The organism is Bradyrhizobium sp. ISRA436 (genome assembly GCF_029910015.1).
Taxonomy (GTDB): domain Bacteria; phylum Pseudomonadota; class Alphaproteobacteria; order Rhizobiales; family Xanthobacteraceae; genus Bradyrhizobium.
In genome coordinates this window covers 6,398,382-6,423,934 of record NZ_CP094519.1, presented here as the reverse complement: position 1 = coordinate 6,423,934, position 25,553 = coordinate 6,398,382, and the positions used below count along the sequence as shown (strand labels likewise).

At 63.9% G+C, this 25,553-nt stretch carries 26 protein-coding genes; 15 read left to right on the top strand and 11 right to left on the bottom strand.

The window, feature by feature from the left end; all coding sequences use genetic code 11:
• Nucleotides 1-5: 5 nt before the first annotated feature.
• Entirely contained in the window at nucleotides 6-1,967 is a 1,962-nt protein-coding gene (locus MTX23_RS29905) for an EAL domain-containing protein (RefSeq protein ID WP_280973711.1), read from the bottom strand.
• Between the two features lie 267 nt (nucleotides 1,968-2,234).
• On the opposite strand from MTX23_RS29905, the gene MTX23_RS29900 reads away from it, so the two are divergent.
• Nucleotides 2,235-2,936, top strand: coding sequence for a VOC family protein (locus MTX23_RS29900; RefSeq protein WP_280973710.1), 702 nt, complete (start codon nucleotides 2,235-2,237; stop codon nucleotides 2,934-2,936).
• Nucleotides 2,937-3,111: 175 nt separating this feature from the next.
• On the top strand, nucleotides 3,112-4,743 hold the full coding sequence (locus tag MTX23_RS29895) for a choline dehydrogenase (protein ID WP_280973709.1): 1,632 nt from the start codon (nucleotides 3,112-3,114) through the stop codon (nucleotides 4,741-4,743).
• A gap of 96 nt (nucleotides 4,744-4,839) precedes the next feature.
• On the opposite strand, the gene hemE is transcribed toward MTX23_RS29895, so the two are convergent.
• On the bottom strand, nucleotides 4,840-5,904 hold the full coding sequence (gene hemE / locus MTX23_RS29890) for a uroporphyrinogen decarboxylase (protein WP_280973708.1): 1,065 nt from the start codon (nucleotides 5,902-5,904) through the stop codon (nucleotides 4,840-4,842).
• A gap of 105 nt (nucleotides 5,905-6,009) precedes the next feature.
• On the opposite strand from hemE, the gene MTX23_RS29885 reads away from it, so the two are divergent.
• Nucleotides 6,010-6,195 carry a hypothetical protein gene (locus MTX23_RS29885; RefSeq protein WP_280973707.1) on the top strand — a complete coding sequence of 62 codons (186 nt, stop codon included), beginning with the start codon at nucleotides 6,010-6,012 and terminating at the stop codon, nucleotides 6,193-6,195.
• Between the two features lie 18 nt (nucleotides 6,196-6,213).
• Complete coding sequence (locus MTX23_RS29880; protein WP_280973706.1) at nucleotides 6,214-6,360, top strand: hypothetical protein; 147 nt, start codon at nucleotides 6,214-6,216, stop codon at nucleotides 6,358-6,360.
• Nucleotides 6,361-6,733: 373 nt separating this feature from the next.
• Here the strand turns inward: MTX23_RS29880 and MTX23_RS29875 are convergent, their stop codons facing one another.
• Entirely contained in the window at nucleotides 6,734-8,392 is a 1,659-nt protein-coding gene (locus tag MTX23_RS29875) for a pilus assembly protein TadG-related protein (RefSeq protein ID WP_280973704.1), read from the bottom strand.
• A gap of 1 nt (nucleotide 8,393) precedes the next feature.
• Nucleotides 8,394-8,807 (bottom strand): TadE/TadG family type IV pilus assembly protein, encoded by a 414-nt coding sequence (locus MTX23_RS29870; protein ID WP_280973703.1) that lies wholly within the window; start codon nucleotides 8,805-8,807, stop codon nucleotides 8,394-8,396.
• Nucleotides 8,808-9,171: 364 nt separating this feature from the next.
• Here MTX23_RS29870 and MTX23_RS29865 point away from each other — a divergent pair, with 364 nt between their 5' ends.
• Nucleotides 9,172-10,059: a LysR family transcriptional regulator gene (locus tag MTX23_RS29865; protein ID WP_280973702.1), complete on the top strand. Its 888-nt coding sequence runs from the start codon at nucleotides 9,172-9,174 to the stop codon at nucleotides 10,057-10,059.
• 34 nt (nucleotides 10,060-10,093) lie between these two features.
• Here the strand turns inward: MTX23_RS29865 and MTX23_RS29860 are convergent, their stop codons facing one another.
• Both MTX23_RS29860 and MTX23_RS29855 read right to left on the bottom strand, forming a co-directional pair.
• Nucleotides 10,094-10,309 carry a SlyX family protein gene (locus MTX23_RS29860; protein WP_280973701.1) on the bottom strand — a complete coding sequence of 72 codons (216 nt, stop codon included), beginning with the start codon at nucleotides 10,307-10,309 and terminating at the stop codon, nucleotides 10,094-10,096.
• On the bottom strand, nucleotides 10,302-11,054 hold the full coding sequence (locus MTX23_RS29855) for a rhodanese-related sulfurtransferase (RefSeq protein WP_280973700.1): 753 nt from the start codon (nucleotides 11,052-11,054) through the stop codon (nucleotides 10,302-10,304). The genes MTX23_RS29860 and MTX23_RS29855 overlap by 8 nt, the downstream gene beginning before the upstream one ends.
• A 169-nt stretch (nucleotides 11,055-11,223) precedes the next feature.
• Here MTX23_RS29855 and ggt point away from each other — a divergent pair, with 169 nt between their 5' ends.
• Nucleotides 11,224-12,810, top strand: a complete 1,587-nt coding sequence (ggt, locus tag MTX23_RS29850; RefSeq protein ID WP_280973699.1) for a gamma-glutamyltransferase — start codon at nucleotides 11,224-11,226, stop codon at nucleotides 12,808-12,810.
• 10 nt (nucleotides 12,811-12,820) lie between these two features.
• Here ggt and MTX23_RS29845 read toward each other — a convergent pair whose 3' ends face one another.
• On the bottom strand, nucleotides 12,821-12,964 hold the full coding sequence (locus tag MTX23_RS29845; protein ID WP_280978364.1) for a hypothetical protein: 144 nt from the start codon (nucleotides 12,962-12,964) through the stop codon (nucleotides 12,821-12,823).
• Here MTX23_RS29845 and MTX23_RS29840 point away from each other — a divergent pair.
• The 4 genes from MTX23_RS29840 (at nucleotide 12,903) to MTX23_RS29825 (ending at nucleotide 15,779) form a co-directional block, all read left to right on the top strand.
• Nucleotides 12,903-13,304: an FKBP-type peptidyl-prolyl cis-trans isomerase gene (locus tag MTX23_RS29840; RefSeq protein ID WP_280978253.1), complete on the top strand. Its 402-nt coding sequence runs from the start codon at nucleotides 12,903-12,905 to the stop codon at nucleotides 13,302-13,304. The two genes, MTX23_RS29845 and MTX23_RS29840, sit on opposite strands and share 62 nt — an antisense overlap.
• Before the next feature lie 28 nt (nucleotides 13,305-13,332).
• Nucleotides 13,333-14,322: a D-2-hydroxyacid dehydrogenase family protein gene (locus MTX23_RS29835; RefSeq protein WP_280973698.1), complete on the top strand. Its 990-nt coding sequence runs from the start codon at nucleotides 13,333-13,335 to the stop codon at nucleotides 14,320-14,322.
• Nucleotides 14,323-14,474: 152 nt separating this feature from the next.
• Entirely contained in the window at nucleotides 14,475-14,993 is a 519-nt protein-coding gene (locus tag MTX23_RS29830) for a cupin domain-containing protein (protein ID WP_280973697.1), read from the top strand.
• Nucleotides 14,994-15,041: 48 nt separating this feature from the next.
• Complete coding sequence (locus MTX23_RS29825) at nucleotides 15,042-15,779, top strand: enoyl-CoA hydratase-related protein (protein WP_280973696.1); 738 nt, start codon at nucleotides 15,042-15,044, stop codon at nucleotides 15,777-15,779.
• 99 nt (nucleotides 15,780-15,878) lie between these two features.
• On the opposite strand, the gene MTX23_RS29820 is transcribed toward MTX23_RS29825, so the two are convergent.
• Nucleotides 15,879-17,405 (bottom strand): amidohydrolase family protein, encoded by a 1,527-nt coding sequence (locus MTX23_RS29820; RefSeq protein WP_280973695.1) that lies wholly within the window; start codon nucleotides 17,403-17,405, stop codon nucleotides 15,879-15,881.
• Nucleotides 17,406-17,633: 228 nt separating this feature from the next.
• Between MTX23_RS29820 and MTX23_RS29815 the strand changes: the two genes are divergently transcribed.
• The 3 genes from MTX23_RS29815 to MTX23_RS29805 all read left to right on the top strand — a co-directional run bounded on the left by MTX23_RS29815 (nucleotide 17,634) and on the right by MTX23_RS29805 (nucleotide 19,701).
• The gene (locus tag MTX23_RS29815) at nucleotides 17,634-18,650 is read left to right on the top strand and encodes an alpha/beta fold hydrolase (RefSeq protein WP_280973694.1); all 1,017 of its coding nucleotides are present in this window, start codon (nucleotides 17,634-17,636) and stop codon (nucleotides 18,648-18,650) included.
• A gap of 104 nt (nucleotides 18,651-18,754) precedes the next feature.
• Complete coding sequence (locus tag MTX23_RS29810; RefSeq protein WP_280973693.1) at nucleotides 18,755-19,186, top strand: VOC family protein; 432 nt, start codon at nucleotides 18,755-18,757, stop codon at nucleotides 19,184-19,186.
• A 26-nt stretch (nucleotides 19,187-19,212) separates the two neighbouring features.
• Nucleotides 19,213-19,701 (top strand): VOC family protein, encoded by a 489-nt coding sequence (locus MTX23_RS29805; protein WP_280973692.1) that lies wholly within the window; start codon nucleotides 19,213-19,215, stop codon nucleotides 19,699-19,701.
• Between the two features lie 219 nt (nucleotides 19,702-19,920).
• Here MTX23_RS29805 and MTX23_RS29800 read toward each other — a convergent pair whose 3' ends face one another.
• Both MTX23_RS29800 and MTX23_RS29795 read right to left on the bottom strand, forming a co-directional pair.
• Nucleotides 19,921-21,087 carry a hypothetical protein gene (locus tag MTX23_RS29800; protein ID WP_280973691.1) on the bottom strand — a complete coding sequence of 389 codons (1,167 nt, stop codon included), beginning with the start codon at nucleotides 21,085-21,087 and terminating at the stop codon, nucleotides 19,921-19,923.
• Between the two features lie 2 nt (nucleotides 21,088-21,089).
• Complete coding sequence (locus tag MTX23_RS29795) at nucleotides 21,090-21,803, bottom strand: FecR family protein (RefSeq protein ID WP_280990709.1); 714 nt, start codon at nucleotides 21,801-21,803, stop codon at nucleotides 21,090-21,092.
• Nucleotides 21,804-22,041: 238 nt separating this feature from the next.
• On the opposite strand from MTX23_RS29795, the gene MTX23_RS29790 reads away from it, so the two are divergent.
• Entirely contained in the window at nucleotides 22,042-23,346 is a 1,305-nt protein-coding gene (locus MTX23_RS29790; protein ID WP_280973689.1) for a phospholipid carrier-dependent glycosyltransferase, read from the top strand.
• 90 nt (nucleotides 23,347-23,436) lie between these two features.
• Here the strand turns inward: MTX23_RS29790 and MTX23_RS29785 are convergent, their stop codons facing one another.
• Nucleotides 23,437-24,066, bottom strand: coding sequence for an OmpA family protein (locus MTX23_RS29785; RefSeq protein WP_280973688.1), 630 nt, complete (start codon nucleotides 24,064-24,066; stop codon nucleotides 23,437-23,439).
• A gap of 283 nt (nucleotides 24,067-24,349) precedes the next feature.
• Between MTX23_RS29785 and MTX23_RS29780 the strand changes: the two genes are divergently transcribed.
• Nucleotides 24,350-25,513, top strand: coding sequence for a crosslink repair DNA glycosylase YcaQ family protein (locus MTX23_RS29780; protein WP_280973687.1), 1,164 nt, complete (start codon nucleotides 24,350-24,352; stop codon nucleotides 25,511-25,513).
• The last annotated feature ends 40 nt before the right edge of the window (nucleotides 25,514-25,553 follow it).

Below are 25,553 nucleotides of genomic sequence, written 5' to 3'. Positions count from 1 at the left end.
ATGCTCTAGGCGGCGTGCACGGACTGCTGGGAAGTGCGATCGAGCGCGGCGGAGATCTCGCTCGCCGACATCGGCCGGCCGATCAGGTAACCCTGGACCTCGTCGCAGCTGGTCTGACGCAGATATTCGAGCTGGTCGGCGGTTTCGACCCCTTCGGCCACGACGCCGATTTCCAGGTCCTGCGCAAGCGCGATCACCGATTTCACGATCGCGGCGCAGTCCGGCTGGGTCAGCATGTCGCGGATGAAGGACTGGTCGATCTTGATGCGGCTGAACGGCAGCTTGCGCAAATAGGTCAGTGACGAGAATCCCGTGCCGAAATCGTCGAGCGCGACGGTCAGACCGAGCTCGAGCAGCGAGTTCAGAATCGCGGGCGCCGATCCGTACTTCGATATCAGCATTGATTCGGTGATTTCGATCTCGAGCCGGTGCGGTGAAACTTTCGCCTCGGTCAGCGCCTGCACGATCGTCTCCAGGATACTCACGCTCTGGAACTGGACGGCGGAGAAATTGACGGCGATCCTGAGATCGTCCGGCCAACGTGACAGCGTCGCGCAGGCGTGGCGGATGACCCATTCGCCGAGCTGGTGGATCAATCCGCTCTCCTCGGCGATCGGAATGAACACGGTCGGCGGAATCAGACCGCGTACCGGGTGCTGCCAGCGCAACAGCGCCTCGAAGCCGGTGATGTGGCCTTTGCGGATATCGAGGAAGGGTTGGTAGACGAGGAACAGCTCGTCCGCTTCGATGGCGCGTTCGAGGTCGCGTTGCAGCGCCCTGCGGTCGCGCGCCGATTTGTCGTCGCTCGCCTCGAAGAAGCGGATGGTACCGGGTCCCGACTTCTTCGCCCGATAGAGCGCGATGTCGACGTGTTTGAGGAGGTCGTGGGACGTGTTGCCGTCCCGCGGCGCCAGCACGATGCCGATGTTGATCGCGCTCGTGACCTCGCATCCCTCAATCACGAAGGGGTCGGCAAACGCCGCCACGAACCGCTCGGCGAGCGCGAGCGCGTCTTCCGCCCTGGACAGGTTGGACATGATCAGCGCAAATTCGTCGCCGCCGATGCGTGCGACATGCTCGGCCGCGCGCGTGCATCGCTGCAGCCGGGCTGCGACCTGTACCAGGAATTCATCGCCGGCAGGGTGGCCGAACCTGTCGTTCACCTCCTTGAGGCGATCGAGATCGAGCAATAGCACCGCGAATTCCTCACCGGACCGGGTCAGCCGATTGAGGGCGCCGGCGAGCGTTTCGTTGAAGGCAACGCGGTTTGGCAGATGCGTCAGCAGATCCTGCCGCACGGTTCGCTCGGCTTCATGCTGGGCAATAATCCGTCGCTGGAACTCGAAGGCGTGGACGAAGACGCCACGCAGCAGGACGAGCCCGTAGACCACGACCAGCACCGCCACCAGCAGGTAGATGAAATCACCCTCCCGGCCGAGACAGATCGCCGTGCCGACGAAGATCGGTGCGGTGAATGCAATCGCCGCGATCGGAATGGTGGAGAAGGCGAAGGCGCCGCCGGCCAGCATTCCCGCGCACAGGCAGGTGATGACCAACTGCGCGCCGCTCGAAGCGTCCGCGAAGAAGGCGACCGGGACGATGCCCCAGGCGGTGCCCAGCGCCAAAGCATTGCGCACCAGACGGTACATGGTCCGGCGCGATACGAACTGCGGCTTGGCGATGCGTCGCGACGCGCGCGCCTGCAGGCCGAAGAACAGGGCTGCGCTGCTCACTCCCACCGCCCACATCATGGCGAAGGACCAGTCGGGCGATTGCCACAGCGCGACAGCGAGCACCAGCGCGTTGCAGGCATTGGCCAGCATGATGCCGGCCGAATAGCCGAGGATCAGCGAAACCTGCTCGGCCCGGATGTGACCTGCGAGCGCATCATCGGTCGGCGGCGCGCCGAAGGCGGACAGGTCGCCTGCGAGCAGCTTCGCGAGATATGAACTCAGGTACATACGCATTGCAGATACCGCGCGATTGGGCCCGGTGGCCGTGCCGAAAAGTTCGCTGCAAACCTTTGACAAAATATGAATTTTTGAAATGAACCGAAACATGTGGCGCCACTTTGGTTCCCAAGCGGCGGCATTGCTGACAAATCGATACAAATGCGCGACGGGAGGCGAGCGTCGGCGCAGCATTCGGCAAACATTGCCTACGGCCGCGCTGCTTGATCCTCGTCGGTTTTTCGCAATGACTGCTATCGCGACGGCAAATCAGAAGGTGTGCGCATGAGCCTCCCGACCACGGACCACGACCCCGGGTTTCGTATCACGCGGGCAAGCCATGTCGTCCTCACGGTCCGCGATCTCGCGGCGAGCCGGCAGTTCTACGAACAGGTGATCGGGCTGATCCTGACCGCGGAAGAGGATGGCGCGCTCTATTTCCGCGGGGTCGAGGAAGCCTGTCATCATAGTCTTGTGTTGCGCAAGGGCAGGGGCCCGGCATGCGAGCGGCTTGGTCTGAGGGTCTTCCTGGATGACGACCTCGACCGGCTGAAGGCCGTTTTCGAGGCGCATGGCTGTCAGGCGACCTGGGCAGATGCGCCGCATCAGGGCCGCACCCTGCACGCGGTCGATCCCGCCGGCACGCCATTGGAATTCTGCGCGATCATGCCGGTCGTGCCGCGCATGACCACCAAATTCAGTCGCCACGCCGGCGGTTCGGCGTTGCGGATCGACCACTATCAGGTGCTGACGCCGGAGGTGCGCAAGGCTTGCGAGTTCTACATGGCCGCGGGCTTTCGTCTCAGTGAATATATCGCGCCGGCGGACACGTTCGATCTGCGCGGCGTGTTCCTGCCGCGCGATCGTGCGGCCCGACCGCTACGTCTTCGCCGCTGTCGAAAGTGCCGACGAGCTCAATCTGCTCGTCGGGCAACTGCTCCAGAGCCTCAACGCGGGCGCCGGCAACAGTACCACCCGTCGGCCTGACCCCCTGTAGTACCTCTCGGAATCTGCGCTCTATCTTTCTTGACCGCATCTGTCGCGCTCGCTACGTCTTCTCGGGCTGGCCTGACGCATGGCGACGCGTGCGAGCACCTCGCTGAGGTTCTCAAGCGATCGCCGTCGCGGAGCGCCGGACGTGCCGTATGGCCGGGGGAAACGAATGAACAACAACAATCATGGCGCGTCGTCGAACGACGCGGCCGAATTCGACTACATCATCGTCGGTGCCGGCTCGGCCGGTTGCGTGCTCGCCAATCGCCTGAGTGCCGACGGCAAGCACTCGGTGCTGCTGCTCGAGGCCGGACCGAAGGATACCAATATCTGGATCCACGTCCCGCTCGGCTACGGCAAGCTGTTCAAGGAAAAATCCGTCAACTGGATGTACCAGACCGAGCCGGAGCCGGGCTTGAACGGCCGTCAGGTGTTCCAGCCGCGCGGCAAGGTGCTGGGCGGGTCCAGCTCGATCAACGGCTTGCTCTATGTGCGTGGCCAGCACGAGGACTATGACCGCTGGCGCCAGCGCGGCAACGCCGGCTGGGGCTATGACGATGTATTGCCGTATTTCAAGCGGGCCGAAGATCAGCAGCGCGGGTCCGACAAATATCACGGCAAGGGCGGGCCGCTGCCGGTGTCGGACTGGCGACATCATGATCCGTTGTCGGAGGCCTTCGTTCTCGCCGCGGCCGAAGCCGGCATTCCCACCAATCCGGATTTCAACGGTGCGACCCAGGAGGGCGCCGGCTTCTTCCAGACCACGACGCGGCGCGGCCGGCGCGCCAGCACGGCGCAGTCCTATCTGCGTCCGGCGCTGACGCGCGGCAATCTGCGCGTCGAGACGTCAGCACTGGCGCAGCGCATCCTGTTCGAGGGTCGCCGCGCCAGCGCGGTGGAGTACAAGCAGAACGGGCAGTTGTGCAAAGCAAAGGCGCGCAAGGAAGTCCTGGTGTCAAGCGGCGCGTATAATTCGCCGCAACTGCTGCAGCTCTCCGGCGTCGGCCCGGCCGATCTGCTGAAGCAGCACGGCGTCGATGTCGTGCTCGATGCGCCCGGCGTCGGCAACGACCTTCAGGATCATCTGCAGGTTCGGATCGTGACGCGATGTCTGCAGCGGGTGACGCTCAACGACGTCGTCAACCATCCGCTGCGGCGCATCTGGGCCGGTGTGCATTATGCCGCCTTGCGTCGCGGGCCGCTGACCATCGCGGCCGGCACCTCAGGCGCGTTCTTCAAGACTAATCCGCGCCTGGCCACGCCGGACATCCAGATCCATTTCATTCCGTTCTCGACCGACAAGATGGGCGAGAACCTGCATCCGTTTTCGGGCTTCACCGCATCGGTCTGTCAGCTGCGGCCGGAAAGCCGCGGCACGCTGCGGATCAAGAGTGCCGATCCGGGCGTGCCGCCTGAGATCCGGATCAACTACCTCGCGACCGAGACCGACCGGCGCGCGTTCATCGACGGCATCCGCATCCTGCGCAAGATCCTGGCCGCACCGGCGCTGAAGGAGTATTGCGCGGAGGAGGTCTATCCGGGTTCCAAGACCGTCAGCGACGACGATCTGCTCGAGTTCTGCCGCAGCACCGGCAGCACGGTCTATCATCCGACTTCGACCTGCCGGATGGGCAACGATCCGCTCGCGGTCGTCGATCAGCGGCTCAAAGTGCGCGGCATCGAGGGTCTGCGCGTGGTCGATGCGTCGATCATGCCGGACTTGATGTCGGGCAACACCAATGCGCCGACGATCATGATCGCGGAAAAGGCCTCGGACATGATCCTGGAGGACGCACGGTAGGCGACGTAGCCGGGATGCATCGAAGCGAAATCCGGGTATCCCTCGTGCGAGTGGATGGTTCCCGGATTTCGCTGTGCTCCATCCGGGCTACAGGTCTCACCCCTTATACGCGCGTACTCGCGCGATCATCTGCTCGACGTGGGCGATCGGCGTCTCCGGCAGGATGCCGTGGCCGAGATTGAAGATCAGCCGCCCCTTGCCGAAATTCTCGAGGACATCGTCCACCGCACGATCAAGCGCAGCGCCGCCGGTAATCAGTGCCAGCGGATCGAGATTACCCTGCACCGCGACGTGCGACTGCACGCGCTCGCGGATCATCGATGGTTCGGCGGCCCAATCGACGGATACGGCGTCGACGCCGGTTTGCTCGACATAGGTCGGCAGCATGCCGCCGGCGCCGCGCGGAAAGCCGATGATCCGGGCGTTCGGGACGTGCCTGCGCACGCCCGCGACGATGCGCTTGGCCGGTTCGATCGACCAGCGCGCGAACTCGCGCGGCGGCAGCATGCCGGCCCAGGTGTCGAAAATCTGCAGGCAGTCGGCGCCGGCCTTCGACTGCCCGACCAGATACTGGATCGAGTTCTCCACCAGCACGTCGATGATCTTTGCGAACGCGTCCGGATGACGATAGGCGAGCATGCGCGCCGGCGCCTGGTCCGGCGTGCCCTGTCCGGCCACCATGTAGGTCGCGACGGTCCACGGGGCGCCGCAGAAGCCGATCAGCGCGGTCTGCGGTGCAAGCTCGCGCCGGACGCGGCGCAGCGCTTCATAGACCGGTTCGAGCTTGCCGAAGTCCGCTTCCGTGGCGAGCGTCGCGATCTGCTCGGGTGTTGCCAGCGGGTCGAGTCGCGGACCTTCGCCGGCCTCGAAGCGGACCGAGCGGCCGAGCGCGTGGGGGATCACCAGGATGTCGGAGAAGATGATCGCGGCGTCGAAGCCGAACCGGCGGATCGGCTGCAGCGTGACTTCGGCGGCATAGTCCGGCGTGAAGCAGAGATCGAGGAAGCTGCCCGCCTTCGCGCGCAGCGCGCGATATTCCGGCAAATAGCGGCCGGCCTGCCGCATCATCCAGAGCGGCGGCACTTTCTGGCGGCGGCCCGACAGGACGTCGATGAGCGGCTTCGTCGCGGAATCCTGGGGCACGCGAAAGTTCCTGAGCATGAAAGAAATTTGCAAGCCCCTGATACACGGTGCGTCGCTGTGGGCCAAGGCGGATCTGGAACCCTCGTTCCGGCGGGTGCGTTGGCTTGGGTAAGGGAGGACCATATGGCCGAGAAATTCGATCCTGCCGCGCATGACAAGCACGCAGACAGTCCGCGCAAGGCGGAGGCGGCCGACCGCGAGACACATACCCGGTTGCAGGCCGGCCTGGAGGGCACCTTTCCGGCATCCGATCCGGTCAGCGCGACGCAGCCTGCGCCATCGCGGCATGACAGCGACCGGGACGGCTAGTCTCGACGATGCCAAGTGATGGCAGCGCTCCGGCAGATGCAAACCGAATTCAATAATGTCGCGAACCGGCTCGTCGCGCAGTGGCGCCTCGAAGACGGTGACGCTTGGGCCGTCATCGTCGCGGCGGCTGTGGCCATGCTGTTGTGGCTGACGCCGCACGCATGACGCCCAATTCCGGGGCGGCTTTCCGGAAGATGCTCGCGCTCTATCGCGGGGCCTAGGCCGGCCCTCCCTCGGGGCGCTGCAACCGGTTGCAGTCAAATGTCACGCCGAGCCGGCGCTCCAGGCGCCAGGCGACGAGGCAGCGCCTCCGGATCGGCTCGCTCTCGATCTCGAGCTCGAATGCGAATGGAATCGCTTTCGACGACGAGCCCGGCAACGCCGGTCGAGATGTTGAGCACGAGGCATCCAATGCTGGTGTCGCGGAAGAAGATCGTTCCGCGCTTCATCAGCACGATTCGCTGGCTGTCGGCTTTGTGCCGCCTCAGGATTTTGTTCACCGCAATCTTCCGCCCCGATCCGAGCCAGTCGTTTTCCCCTAGTTGACCAGCACCGCGCCGTCGCAACGAATACCCATGACCCACAGATTGGTCTGGCCGATGCTCACGCCGAGCGTTGCAAGCGCAGACGCCAGGACCTGATCGACCGGGGAGGTCGCGCCGTTCAGAATGCCGGCAACCGTCGCGCCGAGCCCCGGGATAGGAAGCGCGAGCGGGCCGACATTGACGTTCAGCGCTAGGTTGCCGAGCAGGCTCGAGGTGAGCGACGAGGTGAAGTTGGTCGTCGTCACCGTCTTCATGTTCAACGACTGAATGTCGCTGTAGCTGAAGTTCACGTTTGTCGGCGTGGTATTGCCCATGTAGGCGTTGGCACGTCCCGTCACCGTGATGCCGGAGAGATTGACCAGCGTCGCGGGCGGCGGGTTCGGCGCGATGGTGAAGTTCGTCATGTCGGCGGCGGTGACGCCGCCGATCCACGCATTGACGATTCCCGGCGTGGCGCCCAGCGTGACCTGCGAGGTGTTGATGTTCGGACGGCCGCAAGACACCGCGTCGAGCGTCGCGGTGCCCGAGGCGACCTCGACATAGACCGGCAGGTTGATCGTGGAGACGCTGCCGCTGCCGGGCACCTGGATTGTTGCCAGCAGTCTGGTTTGGGCGGTGTGGACGCTCGCGCTCTGGCTGCCGAGTGCGACCCAGCCCGAGCCGACCGGCCGCTCGCCGACGGTTGCCAGCACGGTCACTTTGGCGATGCCGGGCAGCCCAAGATCGACCGACGTCGCGATCTGGTTCATGCCGTTGGCGATCTGCGCGGTCGTTGATAACAGGTCGAAGAGCGAAACGGTGGCACTGAGCTTCGGCATCTGCCCCACCGTGAGGTTGGCAAAGGGCCCGACGTCGATCAACGAGCCGGGAGTGATCTTGGTCGTGAGGCTGCTCACAGCCTGGGAGATCGTCGACAGCGCGGTCGTCGCGGGGTTCGCGCCGTTAGTGGTCTGCTGCGCTGCCAGTGCGGCAGCGATGATGTCGGGAACCTTGATGTTGCTGGTCAGCAGCGTGTTGTAGGAGACGCCGGTCATGTTGACCCGCGTGGCCAGCGCCGACAGGAAGTCGAGCGCATCGATTTGTGCGCCGAGCAGGGCCTGATAGTCTATGACCGACAGCGACAGCGTGCTGCCGAGCATGGCGTTGATCACGCCGCCGTTGAGCGCGAGCAACCGTGAGCCGATCGCGAAGGAGGCCATGGCGGTCGAGGTCGCTGTGGCGGACGTCTGGATGGTATAGCTCCTCGCGCCGGTCAGATAGCGCGCGAAATAGAGCGGTGTCTGCGTGTTCAGCGTGACTCGCGCCGCATTGGTGGTCCCGACGGCACGAGTTGCGAACCGGGACTGCGGCGCGATGGCGCTGTTTGCCGTGTATGTGCCGAGCTGCACGCTGACCAGCGCGCTGGCCGGAAAGTTGTTCTGGGTCACCGTTGCGGTGGCGGCGTTGACCGCACTATTGAGGTTGCTGGCGGCGGTGATCGCGGCAAGGTCCGCGGTGCTCTGCGTCTTGCGTCGGTCCGCGAAGATCGTGCCGAGATCGACCGCCAGTCCCGCGCAGCCGACGACGAGGGTCATGAGACCCGCGCTCATGATGGCAAAATTGCCTCGATGATCGGCGCGGAAGCGTCGCAACAACATCAGGACCGCGGCCATTCTAGAATCCTCCGTACTGGATTGCGGCCGAGCGCACGATCGTTGCCGGAGGAGCAGGGACGAACGGCAGGCTGTAGATGAAGTTGCTGGACGCGTTGTAGTTGACGGTCACGACGTAGACGTTTGCGTTCGACGGGGAGGGCGCGGCGCTGACCGCGAGATTGCCGGGAACAAGCAGCGGATATGTCGAAGCATTGGCGGCGACGTAACTGGCTGCCAGGCTGCTGCGTTCGCTGTTGGTCATACCGGCAACCGACGAGCGTGCTGCTTCGGCGGCGAGCTGCTGAACGCCATGCACCATCGCGAGATACGAACCGAACACGACGATGCCGAATATGAAGGCGAGGAACAGCGGCAATATCAGTGCAAATTCGACGGCTGATGCGCCGCTTCGACAACGGAAAAACCTGATCATGGCTCACCTCGACACGCGAAACTGTTCCGCATCGTGGCGAGGCGTTGATTAAGGAAAACTATGAGAACACTTTCGCGAAGCAGTGCCGGAGATCCGCGCAAATGGGCGTGCTACTCTTGATGGGATGCGCGCTGCTTTATGAGGAGATCAATAAAATTGATGGTCCGCTTGGAGAAATCCAGGTGAATAGAGGACACGTCGGGAAATGTCGGTCGCCTGATACCGGTAGCAACGCGCAGAAATGCACGCATTGATGCATATAAACGGATGTTGCCACAAATTGAGTTATGCAATGAATGCAACCAATTGTTGGTATAGTTGAAGCATCGTCATTGGGTTCCGTGCTGAGATTGGAGCCCTCCGGGTGCACAGACCGCGTCAATATTCGAATATTCCTACTGAGATCATCCGCACCGTTGTTGCCATTGCTGAAACAGGAAGCCTGTCGAAGGCAGGAGAACGTCTTGGCCTGAGTCAGCCGGCGATCAGCTCGCAGGTGAAGCGGCTGCAAAGTCTGGTTGGTAGAGCGCTCTTCGTCAGAACGGCGAACGGCACGACAACCACTGAACTCGGCAAGGTCGCTGTGCAGCAGGCGAGGCGCATCCTCGAGGCGAACGATCAACTGTTGCGGCTCGGCGGCGCCAATGGAGGTTCGCAGCTGCTGCGACTCGGGATCAGCACGCTGCTCGCTGAAGAATTCCTCAAGCTGCAGCCGGTCGACGCGCTCGCCGATACCCTGGTTCACGCCGACATGTCGCCCGCCATCATCAGGGGGCTGATCGACGGCTACATCGATATTGCCCTCGTTTATGCCAACCCGTCACTTGAAACCGAAGACGAAGTCACAATCGCCAATGAGGCCGAAGAGCGTTCGATATGGGTACGGTCGCGGGATTTTGTTCTGCGGCCGGGCGCACCGATTCCGATCCTGGCGTGGCCGGGCGACGACTGGATGATCCGTACGCTCACCAAGCACAACATTTCATACAAGATCGTATTTAGAAGTCCGAATCATCAGTTGCGGCTGGAGGCTGCGCGGGCCGGCTACGGCTTGACGGCGTGCTCCGAACGAATGATCCCACCTTTCCTGGTTTCGGCGAAGGACTACTATTTGCCGGAGCTGCCGCCTCACAGGCGCTTGCTCTGTGTGCGCCCGGGCCTCGAAGGAAGCCGTGCAACCGCGCTGGCGCAGCGGTTGTCCAGCCTGTTCTTCAGCGGCACGAAGTCGATACGCCAGGTGAGCAACATGTAGCTCGGCCGCTGTCGCCATGTCGAAGCGACGCTGGTCAATAGTGCGGCGGCCGCTCGTTGGCGGGTCCCGGCGCGTGACGCTCGGCTTCCTGCAGCCGGTCGCGCAGCTCGGCGATCTGGCGCGTCAGCGCATCGATTTGCTTCCATTGTGCCGTGATGGTCTGGTTTAGTATCTCGATCGTCTCGTCCTGGTAGGCCAGCCGGACCTCCAGTGCATCGATCCGGTCGCCGAGCTTCGTGGCATCATTCATGGGGCGCGCCTTCCGATCTGCGCTGGCGCAAGCCGTGGCCGAGCGCGACGCGTTCGTCAAACACGAAGCATTCGCCGCGCCAGCGGCTCTGCTGCTCCGGCATCGCCTCGAGATATTTCAGAATTCCGCCCTTGAGGTGATAGACCTCGGCAAAGCCTTGCGCGAGCAGGTACGCGCTCGCCTTCTCGCACCGGATGCCGCCGGTGCAGAACATCGCGATCTTGCGGTGCTTCGCGGGATCGAGCTGGCGCGCCGCAAAGGCCTTGAACTCTCCGAAGCTTGCGATCTTGGGATCCACCGCACCCTCGAAGGTGCCCATCGCGACCTCGAAGGCGTTGCGGGTGTCGAGCAGCAGTATGTCGGGAGAAGCGATCAGTGCATTCCAGTCGGCGGCGTCGACATAGGTGCCGGCCTGCCGCGTCGGGTCGACCGTGGCGTCGCCGAATGTCACGATCTCCTTCTTGAGCCGGACCTTCAGCCGCTGGAACGGCATCTGTGCGGCGTCCGAAAATTTCAGTTCGAGATTGTCGAGGCGGCCGCCGAACAGCGGACCATGCCGCAACTCCGCGACAAAGCCATCGATGCCGTCGGCGGTGCCGGCGATGGTGCCATTGATGCCCTCATGCGCCAGCAGCACGCTGCCCTTGAGACCGAGGCCGGCGCAGAGTGCGCGCAGGGGTTCGCGCAGCGCGCGGAAATCGGGCAGCGCAGCGAACTGGTAGAAGGCGGCGACCTTGAGGGGCATGGCGGGGGTTTATCAGGCCGGCCAGGCCGGCGAAACCCCACAAAGCCATGCGCTATCGTGATAATTCCTCTGGCATACCAGCCATTGCCCTGCCGGGGATGAATGTGTCATGTACTCCGCGTCCGCCACAGCGGCGTCAGAAGATCACGATCAAGCGAGCTCCCCCGTTATGAGGAATTTCCATTTCGCCGGCCGTTCCACGGTCCATGCCCAGAACGCGATGGTGGCGACGTCGCACCCGGAAGCGGCGCTCGCGGCCATCGAGGTCATGCGCAAGGGCGGGACGGCCGCCGACGCGGCGGTTGCGGCCTGTGCGCTGCTCGGCGTCATCGAACCGCAATCGACCGGCATCGGCGGCGATTGCTTCGCGCTGTTTCAACCGAGGGGCGAGGGCAGGATCGTTGCCTATAACGGCTCCGGCCGCGCGCCGATGGCGGCGACCGTCGATTGGTATCTCGAGCGCAACATTCGCTCGGTGCCGTTGACCTCGGCCCATGCCGTCAGCATTCCCGGCGCGGTCGATGCCTGGGACGTAATCTTGAGGGACCATGGCAAGTTCGGCTTCGACCGGCTGCTGCAGCCGGCCATCAAGGCCGCCGAAGAGGGCTACGTCGTCGCGCCGCGCGTCGCCTTCGACTGGAAGAACGGGTTCGAGAAGCTGAAGAACGGCACCAATACCGAGCGCTACCTGTTGCCGTACGGCAAGCCCGCGGTGGCCGGCGACGTGATCCGCCAGCCCGAGCTCGGCAAGACGCTGCGCGCGATCGCGCAAAAGGGTCGCGACGCCTTCTATAGCGGCGAGATCGCCGCCGACATGGTCGATACGCTGCGCAGAATCGGCGGCCTGCATACGCTGGAGGATTTCGCCGCGCACGCGACCGAGACGACCTCGCCGATCGGCACGATGTACAAGGGCTACGACGTCTGGCAATGCCCGCCGAACGGTCCGGGCATCACCATGCTGGTGATGCTGAACATTCTCTCGCGCTTCGACCTGACGAAGTTCAAGCCGCTCAGCGTCGAGCGCTTCCATCTCGAGGCGGAGGCCGCGCGCATCGCCTACATGATGCGCGAGCAGTATATCGCCGATCCCCAGCATGTGCATGTCGACGTCGCCGGAATCCTCGCCAGGGAATTCGCCGACGAGCACATCAAGAACATCCGGATGGACCGGCTGCTCGACCTGCCCAACGTCGCGCCGCCGATGAATCCGTCGACGGTCTACATCACGGTGGTCGACAAGGACCGCAACGTGTGTTCGTTCATCAACTCGATCGCGCATTCCTTCGGTTCGGCGATCGTCTCCGACAAGACCGGCATCCTGTTGCAGAACCGCGCCGGCGGTTTCCGCATCCAGCCCGGCCACCCGAACTGCATCGCGCCGGGCAAGCGTCCGCTGCACACCATCATCCCGTCGCTTGCGACGAAGAACGGCCGGGCCGTGATGCCGTTCGGCGTGATGGGCGGGCAGTATCAGCCGGTTGGCCAGACCCACGTTTTGACCAACATCCTCGACTATGGCTGCGACGTGCAGGAAGCGATCGACATGCCGCGCGGCCTGCATTACGAGGGCGTCTATCAGCTCGAGGACAGCGTGCCGGCAGAGATCGTCGAAGGATTGAAGAAGATCGGCCACAAGACCACCAGCGTGGTCCCGCCGCTCGGCGGCGGCCAGGCGATCTGGATCGACTGGGACAAGGGCACGCTGACCGGCGGCTCCGATCCGCGCAAGGACGGTTGCGCGCTCGGCTACTGACCGGCCACCATCAAGCAAGAGAGGGACTTTTTTCGATGCGATCGTCACGACGCACCATCATCAGGATCGCATTCGCTGCCGCGGCAGCGGCGATCTCCACGCCCATTGTCATCAGCACGGCAACGGCCCAAACCGCAGGAAAGCCCATGACCACGCCCTCAGGCCTCCAGATCATCGACAGCAAGGTCGGCACCGGCGCCTCGCCGAAGCCCGGCCAGATCTGCGTCATGCACTACACCGGCTGGCTCTATGAGAACGGCCAGAAAGGGAAGAAATTCGACTCCTCCGTCGACCGCAACGAGCCGTTCGAGTTTCCGATCGGGCAGGGCCGCGTGATCAAGGGCTGGGACGAGGGTGTCGCCACCATGAAGGTGGGCGGCAAGCGCACGCTGATCATCCCGCCCAATCTCGGCTACGGCGCGCGCGGTGCCGGCGGCGTGATCCCGCCGAACGCGACGCTGATGTTCGACGTCGAACTGCTGGGCGTGAAATAGCCGGCACAAAACGACAGGAGGCGCAGCCGTGAAGATCACGATCCTCGATGATTATTTCGACACGCTGCGCACCCTCGATTGCTTCCGCAAGCTCGACGGTTACGACGTCAAGATCTGGAACGACCACGTCCAGGACGTCGACGCGCTCGCCGAGCGGCTGTGCGACACCGACGTGCTGGTGTTGATCCGCGAGCGAACGCAGATCCGCACGCCCTTGCTCGAACGCCTGCCGAAGCTGAAGCTGATCAGCCAGCGCAGCGTCTACCCGCATATCGACATTGAAACCTGCACGCGGCTCGGCATCATCGTCTCGTCGAGCCAGCACGCCGATATGCCGTCCTACGCAACCGCCGAGTTCACCTGGGGCCTGATCCTTGCGGCGATGCGCGCGATCCCGCAGCAGATGGCCGCGCTGAAAGCCGGCAAATGGCAGGTCGGCGTCGGCCACACCCTGCGCGGCAAGACGCTCGGCATCTACGGTTACGGTCGCATCGGCGCCGTGGTGGCGGGCTATGGCAAGGCTTTCGGCATGAACGTGCTGGTCTGGGCGCGCGAGGCGGCGCTGGCGAAGGCGCGCGCCGATGACCACGAGACATCAGCCAGCAAGGCCGACTTCTTCGCGCGCTGCGACGTGCTGTCGCTGCATATGCGCCTGGTCGACGCCACCCGCGGCATCGTCAAGGCGGAGGATCTCGCGCGCATGAAGCCGACGGCGCTGATCGTCAACACCAGCCGCGCGCCGCTGATTGAGCCGGGCGCGCTGGTCGACGCGCTGCGCGCGGGGCGGCCCGGCATGGCCGCGGTCGATGTCTACGAGAAGGAGCCGCTGCGCGACACCTTCGATCCGCTGCTGAACATGGACAACGTGGTCTGCACGCCGCATCTCGGCTACGTCTCGCGCGACGAGTACGAGATCCAGTTCACCGATATCTTCGATCAGATCTTGGCCTATGCTGCGGGCACGCCGACCAACGTGGTCAATCCGGATGTGCTCGTAAAGCCGCGCCCGCGAGCCTGACCGCGGCGCCGGCCTGAAAGAGACCGATCCGCCGGGCCGGTCTTTCGTGGCCGGCAACCGGGCCATCAATGTTCGCGGGCGGTGACCTTGTTGATCGCGGCCTTTTTCGCTAGCGTTCTGCGCGCGAAGCCTAACTTTCGAAAGCAAGAACGATGAGCGGTTCCCACGATCACACCCATTCCCACGACCATCACCACCACGACGACGAGCGCTGGAAGCACGATGGCGTGCGCGTGATTCCCGGCAATCAGCTTGATCCGAACGTGCCGTCGACCGCGGGCATGGACCGCAAGGCCGCGATCAATTTTGCTCGAGTCGGCGCGCAAAAACTGTGGGCGGGCACCGTCAGCATCAAGCCGGACGCCAAGACCGGCGCGCATCATCACGGCCATCTCGAGAGCATCATCTATGTCGTGAAGGGCAAGGCGCGGATGCGCTGGGGCGAGAAGCTGCAGTTCACTGCGGAAGCCGGTCCCGGCGACTTCATCTTCGTTCCGCCCTACGTGCCGCACCAGGAGATCAACGCCAGCCGCGACGAGGTGCTGGAGTGCGTGCTGGTGCGATCCGACGGCGAGGCGGTCGCGATCAATCTCGATATCGAGCCGGTTGAGAGGCCGGAGACGGTGCTGTGGGTCGATCCGGTGCACCGGCATCCCGACGAAAAGAAATAACGGCGCGGCCTGGGCCGCGACTGAATAACAACAGCCAGGGAGGCCAGCATGACGCTCGTCCGCTACGAGAGCGCCGACCACGTCGCGACCATCACGATGGACCGCCTCTCGTCGCACAACGCGCTCAACGACGCGCTGTGCGACGAACTGCGCGAGACATGGCGGCGCTTCCGCGACAGGGATGATCGCGTCGCGGTGCTGGCCTCGGCCGAGGAGAAATACTTCTGCGTTGGCGCCGATGTCAGGGACTTTCCCGCCAATATGTGGCAGGCGGTGCCCGGCCTCGGCGTCGAGCTCGACAAGCCGGTGATCGCGGCGACCTCAGGCTGGGTCGTCGGGGGTGGCTTCGTGCTGGTCCAGATGGCCGACATCTGCGTCGCCTCGGAGACGACGCGGTTCGTCTATCCGGAGGCGAAGATCGGCACGACAGGCGGCGGCGTCTCCTCGGTGCTGGCGCGCATGCCGCACAAGATCGCGATGGAGTTCCTGCTGATCGGCGAGGAGCTCTCGGTCGAGCGCGCCTACCAGATCGGCTTCGTCAACCGGATCGCGCCGAAGGGGCAGCACGTCGCGGTGGCGCAGGAGATGGCGGCCAAGATCGCCGGCAACGCGCCACTGGTCGTGCAGACGCTGAAGAAGCTCGCCCGCGACGCGATGCCCAAGGGGCCGCTGGAGACAGTCGCCGAGGTGCGCAGGCTGCTCGACGCCATCAAGGACAGCGAAGACCTGAAGGAAGGCGCGAAAGCGTTCGGCGAGAAGCGCAAGCCGAATTTTACGGGGAGATAGGGTTGATCCTCCGTCATTGCGAGCGCAGCGAAGCAATCCATCCTTCTCCACGCGGAGATGTGGATTGCTTCGCTGCGCTCGCAATGACGGAGCCAGCCCCTACGCAAACACGGTGTGATCGATCGGGCCGTTCGGGACGACATAGCCGTAGCGCCTGTTGGACGGCTCGGGTCCGGCCTTTTCGTACCTCGCCTTCATCATGGCGAAGCGATCGCCGTTCAGTTCCAGCATCGTGCGTTTCGGCTGGATGCCGTAGAGCCGCGCATTGTTATCGCCGAAGATCGCTGATTTCACCGGGCCGTCGGCGGGGCCGAGCGGCGCATAGCCGAACTTCTTCTGCATCATTTCGGGGATTTCCAGCCGCCGCAGCCCCTCGATCTGCCATTGCGGCGCGCCGGTCCACAGCGCATCGGTGCCCCAGCAGACGTGATCGGCGCCGAGCCCCTTGATCAGCGTGCCCATCAGCGCGGCGCAGACATTGGGCTCGGCGACCAGCGTGGTGGCGAACAATTGCCCGACGTCGCCATAAACATTGCTGACGCCGTATTGCTCGGGGATGCCGGCGAGGTCGCTGGTCCAGGCGATGCGGCCGGTGCGTTCGAATTCGGCGAGCGCCACCTTCGGATCGCCGCCGACATGGCGATAGGCCGAGTGATAGATCACGAAGTTGAGCTGCGGCCAATCCTTGGCTGCCTGGCCGACATCCGCGACGTCGGCGAAGCCGCGCAGGTTCGGATACTGCTTCTCGATCCCGGGCGGAAACAGGCCCTTGTGGATGCAGACATTCCTGATGCCTGCCTTCACCATCTTCTCGTAGCCCTTGTAGGCGACCTTCTCGTCGTCCATCCGCCAGGGATAACGGCTGATGTCCTTGTGGGTGTTGTCGCCGATCGTGTAGCCCTTGCAGGATTCCGGCCTCAAGGCCAGCGCGGCGTCGAGCTTGTCGAGCCAGCCGGGCTGTCCAGGTGTGAAGATCGCGTGACAGAACACGCGCCGCGTACCGGCCTCATCGTTGATCTTGTTGCGGGCGTCGGCCATCTGCTCATTGGTCAGGAACCAGTCCTGCTCGATATCCGATGGCGCCGACGAGATCAGCGCGATCTTGGTGTCGGAATCGAGAAATATCTCCTTCTTGTAGTTGTTGAACTTCAGGTCCTCGATGGTCTGCTCGTGATCGCTGAGTTCCTTGTTCCAGCCGGCCTTGCCGACGGCCTTGCGCATTTCGAGGAAACCCGTGATCCGGGTGTCGTCGCGCAGGAAATGCGTGTGCATGTCCATGATGAACTGGTCTTTGAGCCCGTTGGCGCGTTCCTGCGCCATTGCGGGCGTCGCGGCCTCCGCCGATGTCACGTCGAACAGCGGGCCGTAGACTTGGTTCATTGCGACAAATGAGGCTGCCATGCCGGCCGCGGTCTGGAAGAACCTGCGGCGGTCGAGGCCGTGTTTGCCGCCAACATCGTCGGCCATCGCGAGCAGTCGGGCCTCGACCTCGCGCTGCCGCTCATTCTGCGGATCGGGATAGAACTCGTCGCTGGCAACGATCTGCGTCGGGATCGGCGTCTGGTACTGACACAGTTCGGAGGGCATCAAAGCGGCAAGTTCTTCTTCGGTCAGATTGCTGCTCATACTTCGCTCCCGCTTTGCGCCGGATGTTTCCGGTCGGACCGCCGCGGAGACTAGGCCCAACCCCATCCGTCGTCCGCGCCGAACGCCGGCAGCCGCGTTCACAAAATCGTGCGGGAATTTTGTCATCGTGAGATGCCGGCATCAGGCGTGCGCTCGCAGCGTCGCGTGCACGCTGCTATGCTCGATCGCACAGGCTCCGACAAGGCAATCCGGAAGGGGAGACGAGCCATGATGCAGTCCGACCAACCGCGCCGCACCGTCATCAAGGGCATTGGCGCTGCCGCGGCAGCAGGAGTGCTCGGCCGGCCGCCGGCGCAGGCCGCCACCGCGGTTTCCATCGAAGGCGAGATCTGGAGCAGCGAATACTGGGCGAAGAAGGGCGACATCCCGCTGTGGATGTTCCGCAAGCGGGTCGGTGCACCGAAACCGGGCGAGCCCGCGCGGCCGGTCGTGTTCTTCGTCCACGGCTCATCGGTGACGTCGCGCGCATTCGACCTCACCGTACCGGGCAAGGGAGAATATTCCCTGCTGAACACATTTGCGCGTTATGGCTTCGATTGCTGGACCATGGATCACGAGAACTACGGCAAGTCGGGCCGCACGTCCGGCAATGCCGATATCGCGAGCGGGGTCGAAGACCTGAAGGCTGCGGCGGAGGTGATCGCCCGTGAGACCGGGCAGACGAGATATCACTTCGTCGGCGAATCCTCCGGCGCGCTCCGTGCCGGCGCCTTTGCGATGGCGGCGCCCGAGCGCATCGACCGGCTGGTGTTCGCCGCCTTCACCTACAAGGGCGAAGGATCGCCGACACTGGCGAAGCGCGCCGAGCAGCTCGCCTATTATCGCACCCACAACATGCGCAAGCGCGACCGCGACATGATCCGCTCGATCGCCACCCGCGACAAGCCGGGCACGTCGGATCCGGCGGTGATTGAAGCGCTGGCCGACGTCGAGCTCCAGTTCGGCGACCAGATCCCGACCGGAACCTATCTCGACATGACCGCCAACCTGCCGGTGGTGCATCCGGAGAAGGTGCTCGCGCCGGCGCTGCTGGTCCGCGGCGAATATGACGGCATCGCCGCCGTCCCCGATCTCGAGGAGTTCTTCAACAAGCTGCCGAACGGCGACCGGCAGTTCATCATTCTGCCCGGCACCGCGCATTCGGTCGCGCTCGCGATCAATCGGGAGCTGTTCTGGCACGTGACGCGGGCCTTCCTGACCATGCCGAAGCCGATCGTCACCTGAAGCCGGCCTGCGGCAGGACGTCGCAAAGAAGATTTGCGGAGCTATGTCGGGAGCCTCTCGCCGGCTTCGTCCTTGGGGCACGGTTTCGCCCAAAGGAGTGCCTCATGGCCAAAATGATCTTTGTCAACCTGCCGGTCAGCAATCTCGCCCGTTCCACCGCCTTCTACGAGGCGATCGGTGCGACCAGGAATCCGCAATTCTCTGACGACACCGCCTCCTGCATGGTGATCTCCGAGACCATCCACGTCATGCTGCTGACGCATGACAAATTCCGGCAGTTCACGCCGAAGACGATCGCCGACGCCAAGACCACCAGCGAAGTGCTGATCTGCCTCTCCGCCGACGGCCGCGATGCGGTCGACGACACCGTGACCAAGGCCAAGGCGGCCGGCGGCTCCGCCGATCCGGGCCCGAAGCAGGATTTCGGCTTCATGTATGGCCGCAGCTTCGAGGATCCCGACGGTCACATCTGGGAAGTCATGTGGATGGACGTCGAAGCCGCGACCAAGGCGCAGTCCGCCGCGGCCACGGCCTGATCGCATTCACTGGAAGGAGTTCATTGATGTCAAAAGTGTCCCCCTGCCTGTGGTTCGACGGCGAGGCCGAGGAGGCTGCGAAATTCTACGTGTCGCTGCTACCCGACTCCCGGATCGAGACGATCCAGAAGAATGTTATCGACAGCCCCGGCGGAAAGGCCGGCACCGTGCTGGTGGTCGAATTCACGCTCGCCGGTCAGCGCTTCATGGCGCTGAACGGCGGCATGAAGATGGAGCACACCCACGCGGTCTCGTTCCGGATCGACTGCGTCGATCAGGCCGAGGTCGATCGCCTCTGGGACGCGCTGCTTGCCAATGGTGGCACGGCCGAGCAATGTGGCTGGCTGCGCGACCGCTACGGCGTGGCTTGGCAGATCGTGCCGACGGTCGTCGGTCAATATCTCGGCGGGCCCGACGCCGCCGCTGCCGCGCGCGTGATGCAGGCCGTGCTCGGCATGATCAAGCTCGACGTCGAAGGTTTGCGCCGCGCCTATGAGGGGAAGGAAGCAGCGTAGTCCAGCTCGACACGTATAAGGTGGGCAAAGCGAGGCGTGCCCACCACGACGAGCGAATGGTTTTTCGGTGGGCACAGCGCTAGCAGGCTGTTGAAAAAGTCATTTTCGCCATGAACAGAGTCGAATCCGAAGGCGAACAAATTGGAATCAGAACGAGAATATCGTTCTCTTTTTCAACAGCCTGCTAGGCGCCTTTGCCCACCGACAAATTTCACCAGATCAATAATTGATCCTCAAGCCGAGGCCGCCGTGGATAGTGTTGCCCACTGGCTGCGGGCCTGCGGTGCCGTTGAGGAAGAGGTCCGCGACCCAGCCCTTGCTGATGCGGAAGCCGAGCCGGCCGCCATATTCGAGCCAGCCCTGGTTGCCGAGCGCCGGCACGATCGTGCCGTCGCCGGTGACGGTGGCGACGATGCCGGAATGGGTGGCGAAGGATTGCACCCAGCCGCCATTGATGTTGGCCTCGACGCTCGATCCGAACAGGTGCGTCCATTGGCCGCCGATCTTGACCAGGTTGGTGCGATCGGTGCCGTCGGCGATCGAGGCGTCGAACGGGTTGAATGCGACGGGGGGATCGCTGTAGCCCTTGACCCGCTGCCACAACTGCCAGACCTCGACCGAGGCTGCGACCTCGTCGCGCGGTGACATCCGTGTGATCCAGCCCGCGCGTCCGTAGACACCGTAGTTCTCGCTCGACGTTTCGCCGGTTATCGATACCGCGCCCAGGCTCGTAGCATAGGTGCGGGTGTAGCGCGCCTTCTCGAACGGCGAGAGGATGGCGCCGATATCGAAGAACGGCCGGGAAGAGCCCCAGTCGACGAAATCGTAGCGCAGCGCGAAGGCGCCGATCGGCGCGCTGGTGACGTTGTAGCCGCCTTCGCCGTACTGCGTGTAGGCGATGCCCGCGAGCAGCGACAGATTGGGCGTGATGGTCTTGCGGCCGTGGATGCCGGCCGAGAACGAGCCGGCCGAGCCGAAGGCGCTGACACAGTCGTCGCAATTGACCTGCTCGTTCACGCCGAGCAGCACCGAACCGAGCACGCGGTTGGTGATCATCTGGTTGAAGCGCTGGTCGGCCAGGCCGTTGATCGAGCTGCCGCTCGACGGCGCGCCGGTGATCGGGGTCGGTGACGGCGATGGGCTCGGCGTCGGTGTAGGGGTGACCGTTGGTGTCGGTGTGGGGGTGATCGTCGGCGTCGGAGTAGGCGTAGGGGTGGAGGTATATGACGGGGTCGGCGTCGGTGTCGGGATTGGGGTGTAGGTCGGTGTGGGCGTCGGCGTCGGCGACTGGGCCCGGGCCGACGTGCCCAGTGCCTGCATCATCGCAAGCGCCAACACCGCGGTCAGCGCGGCGGCCGGGATCCGGTTGCGCATGCCTCGTGCCATGATCATCGCCCGCACAATATGCCGGTGGGATCGTCGTCGACCGGCTGGGTCACCGGTGTCGCATCCGCATACTGCGTAACCGAACAGAGGCCTGCCGCCTTGCTGCAGGTCGCGGCAAACGTCCAAGGCGAATTGCTGGTCTTCTGAAGCGTCGTGCGGCCGCCGGTCGAGGTGATGATCGCGGTATCGCCCGGCTGGGTCAGGTCGAGGCACTGCCGGCTCGTGGTGCAAACGGTCGAGGCGCCTTCCTGCAGCACCACGGTGGTCCTGCCGCGCTGTGACAGGATGTCGAGCACGGTGCCGCGAACGCCGATCGTCGCAAGCGGCGTCGTGATCTTGTAGGCGGCCTTGTCCGAATGGCCGGTGACGAAGCGGAATGCACCCGATGTCAGGCGGATCGCGACGTCGCGATAATGATGCTCGTCGTCGAACACGGTGCGATCGAGCTTGATCGTCGCGCTCGGTCCGAGCGCGAGGTTGGTGCTGTCGGCCATCACCAGTCGAGTGGCGCTGTCGAGACCGGTGCGGACGACTTCATCGCGAAGCAGGGCATCGCCGACATTGATCTGCGTCGTCGATGATGCGGCCACGCGAACGACCTCGTTCTTGACGACGGCCGCCTCCCCGACACGGGTCTGCGCCTGGACGGGACGTGCCGTCAGCGCGACTGCAAAACCGAGCGTAAGAATTGAGAAAAAACTGTGACGCCAATGCATTTCAAAACCGATCGATCTGTCCTGTCATCGTACCGGATCGCGCCTGCATCAGATATTGTATATTTGTCACAAACAGCGCTGAGCTTATTGGATGGTTAGTGCCGATGGATTCGAATTCGCTCAACGAGATGGGCATGAGAGTGAGCTTCCATCACACAGATCGCACGCGTCACACGCGACGAGGTCGGCGTAGCTCACACTTCGATCACACAAGCATCCGTTGCAGCACAGTCGATCCGTGAACATCGTATCCGAGTCATATTCCGTTCCGCGGCGTTCCGCCGCGCGCACGGCGATCATCGCGGCCGCCATCTTCGCCGTCGCCCAGGCCGTGCTGCTGGTCGGGATCACCACGCCGGACAAGCTCTATTTCGACGAGGTGCATTACGTGCCGGCGGCGCGGCAGATGCTCTTGCCTGACGTCCAGGAGCCGATCCTCAACCCGATGCATCCGCCGCTCGCCAAGGAGATCATCGCACTCTCGATCAAGGTGCTGGGCGACGGGCCGTTGGGGTGGCGCTACCCCGCGACGCTGTTCGGCGCGCTTGCGCTGGTCGGCGTCTATCTCGGCGGACTCGCGGTGTTCGCATCGCAGGCGCGCGCGCTCGCCGCCGTGCTGCTCGCCTTCTTCAACCAGATGCTGGTCGTGCAGTCGCGGATCGCGATGCTGGATATTTTCGCACTCGCCTTTAGCCTGTTCGCGATCGCGGCCTTCATCCGTGGTTTCAGGCAGCAGCGGCCGCAGATTGCTTTCGCGCTGGCGGGGCTTGCCGCCGGTCTCTCGACTGCCTGCAAATGGAGTGGACTGTTCGTGCTCGCGACCTGCATCGCGACAGTGGCGGCAATCCGCCTGATGCAGGGTTGGCGCACGCGCTTTGCCGACGGCAATACCGAGGACTGGTACCGGCCGGATCTGTGGCCGGATTTCCGCCTCCATCACTTCATTGCCTGCTTCGTGCTGATCCCCGCGGTCGTCTATTTCGTAACCTTCGTGCCGCTGTATGGCCTTTCGTTCTCCGACCTCGTGGAGGCGCAGCGCCGCATCTTTGCCGACAACACGACCAGCGCAATCGCGGGCCATACCTACATGAGCTCCTGGCCGTCCTGGCCGTTCCTGGTGCGGCCAGTCTGGTATCTGTTCGACAAGATGGACGATGGCCGCATCGAGGCGATCGTCCTTCTCGGCAACCCGGTGATCCTCTGGCCGGCACTCATCGCGCTTGTCGTCGCGCTGCGTGACTGGATCGTCGCGCGCAGGCACGATGCGTTCCTGGTGCTGGCGTTTTACCTGGGCCCGTATCTCGCCTGGGCGCTGCTGCCGCGGACGCTCGGCTTCATCTATTACTACCTGCCCGCAGCGACCACGGCGAGCTTCGTCCTGGTCTATGCCTTGACGCGCAAGCCCGCACCGCGCTGGCTGCTCTGGGCGTTCGTGGCCGTCGGATGCGCGGGGTTCGTCGCAATGCTGCCAATCACGGCCGCCTTCATCGAAACCTCGATGGCGACCTTCAATCGGCTGATGCTGTTCCAGAACTGGATCTGATCCGGGAATCCGTACCGGAGACCCGGCTCCAGCAAATTTGGTTCCGGCGTTTGGCCTGCCGATGCGGCAGGCGGATCGATGGTGTTGGCGTTACTGCGACGCGGTCTTGGCTTCCATATTCACGACTTGCACGCGGCGGTTGGTTGGGTCGAACGGCGCGTTGGGGTCTTTCGGCCGGGTCTTGCCGTAACCGACGGTCACGAGGTTGGATCCGTTCAGGCCGTAGTGCTCGACCAGGTATGTCTTGATCGTGTCGGCACGGCGTTCCGACAGATCCTGATTGTAGCCCTCGCCGCCGATGGCATCGGTATGGCCGGCGATGAGGAAGGTCGAACCCCGCAAGCTCGGGTCGGACAGCGCCTTGCCGAGCTCCTGCACGGTCTGGGTCGAGCCCTTGTTGATCTCGGCCGAGTTGTAGTCGAAGTGAATTTCCAGATCGATCTTCGGCTTGTTGGCAGCGATCTCGGCGATCTCCTGGCGTTCGATGCGCGACAGCGATCGGGCCTGCCGGTTGCGGACGCTGTTGAGGAAGGTCGTCTCCTTGGCCGAGACGGCCGGATCGACTTGCGCGCCGGCCGCCAGGCTCCGGGTCACCGGCTTGGGCTTCAGCGCGGTCAGGATCTGGTCGGCAGGGACGATGTTGTCACCAGCCAGTGCGAGACCCGCCGTCATCGACAGCGAGGCGCCGATCAGAAGGGAAAGGACACGAGAGCGGGTCATGGGATGATCCTCGACTTTGACGCGAGCCAATCCGGCTTGCAGTCATTTTGATGCTGCGACGGTAGGACCGGTTCAAAGTCACGAATGTGATCTAGATCACGTTGGGGTTGCCGGCACTCATGCGTCGCCGCACCGGGAATGAGAGGCGAAGGCGGACGGTTTAGAATCCCGTCGCCGGAAGCTGTGCCGCGTCTGCCCACGTCATCGTCGTTCGCCCCGGTTCGACCAGCTATCCGCCGGACCGCCCTCCACGGATGCGCGAATCTCGTTACATTGCAGCGAAATGCCCCGCGCGACCGAACCCCTTCCGTTGAGCAATGCCGACGCCCGCCGCATCTGGCTGCGCGCGCAGCGGCTCGACACCAGGGCGCCGTTCGGCGAGGGGGCTTCGGCCGTGGCCGCGGCCGTCGACCATCTCGGCTATGTGCAGATCGACACCATCGCCGTGATCGAGCGCTGCCATCACCACATCCTGTTCTCCCGCATTCCGGATTACCGCCGCGCCGACCTCAAGCAGGCGCAGAGCGTGGAGAAGAGCGTGTTCGAGTACTGGACGCATGCGCTGTCCTACATTCCGTCCAAGGACATCAGCTTTTTCCTGCCGGCGATGAAGGCGCACAAGCGTGACGGCCACAAATGGTTCTCGTCGGTGACGCCGGCCGATACCCGCAAGGTGATGCGGCTGGTGCGCGCCGGTCCGCTCACCATCCGCGACATCGATGACGATGTGCTGACCGAGAAGGAACATCTCTGGGCGAGCCGGAAGCCCTCGAAGCGCGCGCTGCAGCTTGCCTTCTATGGCGGTGTGGTCACCATCAGCGAGCGCAACGGCATGCTGAAGACCTACGAGCTGACGGCCCGGCATTTCGGCTGGCACAAGCCGCCGAAGCCGGCTTCCGCATCCGGGATCACGGCCTATCTGCTCGACCGCGCGCTGCGCGCGCAGGGCATCGCCAGCCTGGACTCGATCTGTCACCTCGACGCGCCCAGCAAGACGGCAGTGCGTCGCCTGATCGATGCCCGCGTCCGCCGCAAGGAGCTCGTGCCTGTGGCGTTGGAAGGCGCCGGCAAGCAGGAGCACTGGGCACGACCGGACGTGCTGGAGCCGGTAGGCGAGGGCGACTCCGGGCTGGTCCACATCCTGTCGCCGTTCGATCCCCTGATCATCCAGCGCAAGCGCACCGAGCTGTTCTTCGGCTACGGCCATCGCTTTGAGGCCTATGTGCCGAAAGACAAGCGCGTGTTCGGCTATTTCGCGCTCCCGGTGCTGGTCGGCGACGATATCGTTGCCGCTCTCGACCTGAAGACCGACCGGCAGAACAAGACGCTCCTGATGCAGAAATGGAGCTGGGTCGGCAACGGCCGGAAGCAGGCCGCGCGCAAGGAGCTGAAGCGCCAGATCGAGGACGAGCTCGACCGCTTCGAGCGCTTTCAGCTCGCGGAGTAGGGCCGGATTTCCCCAGTTATTGCGAACCATCGGGTCGCGC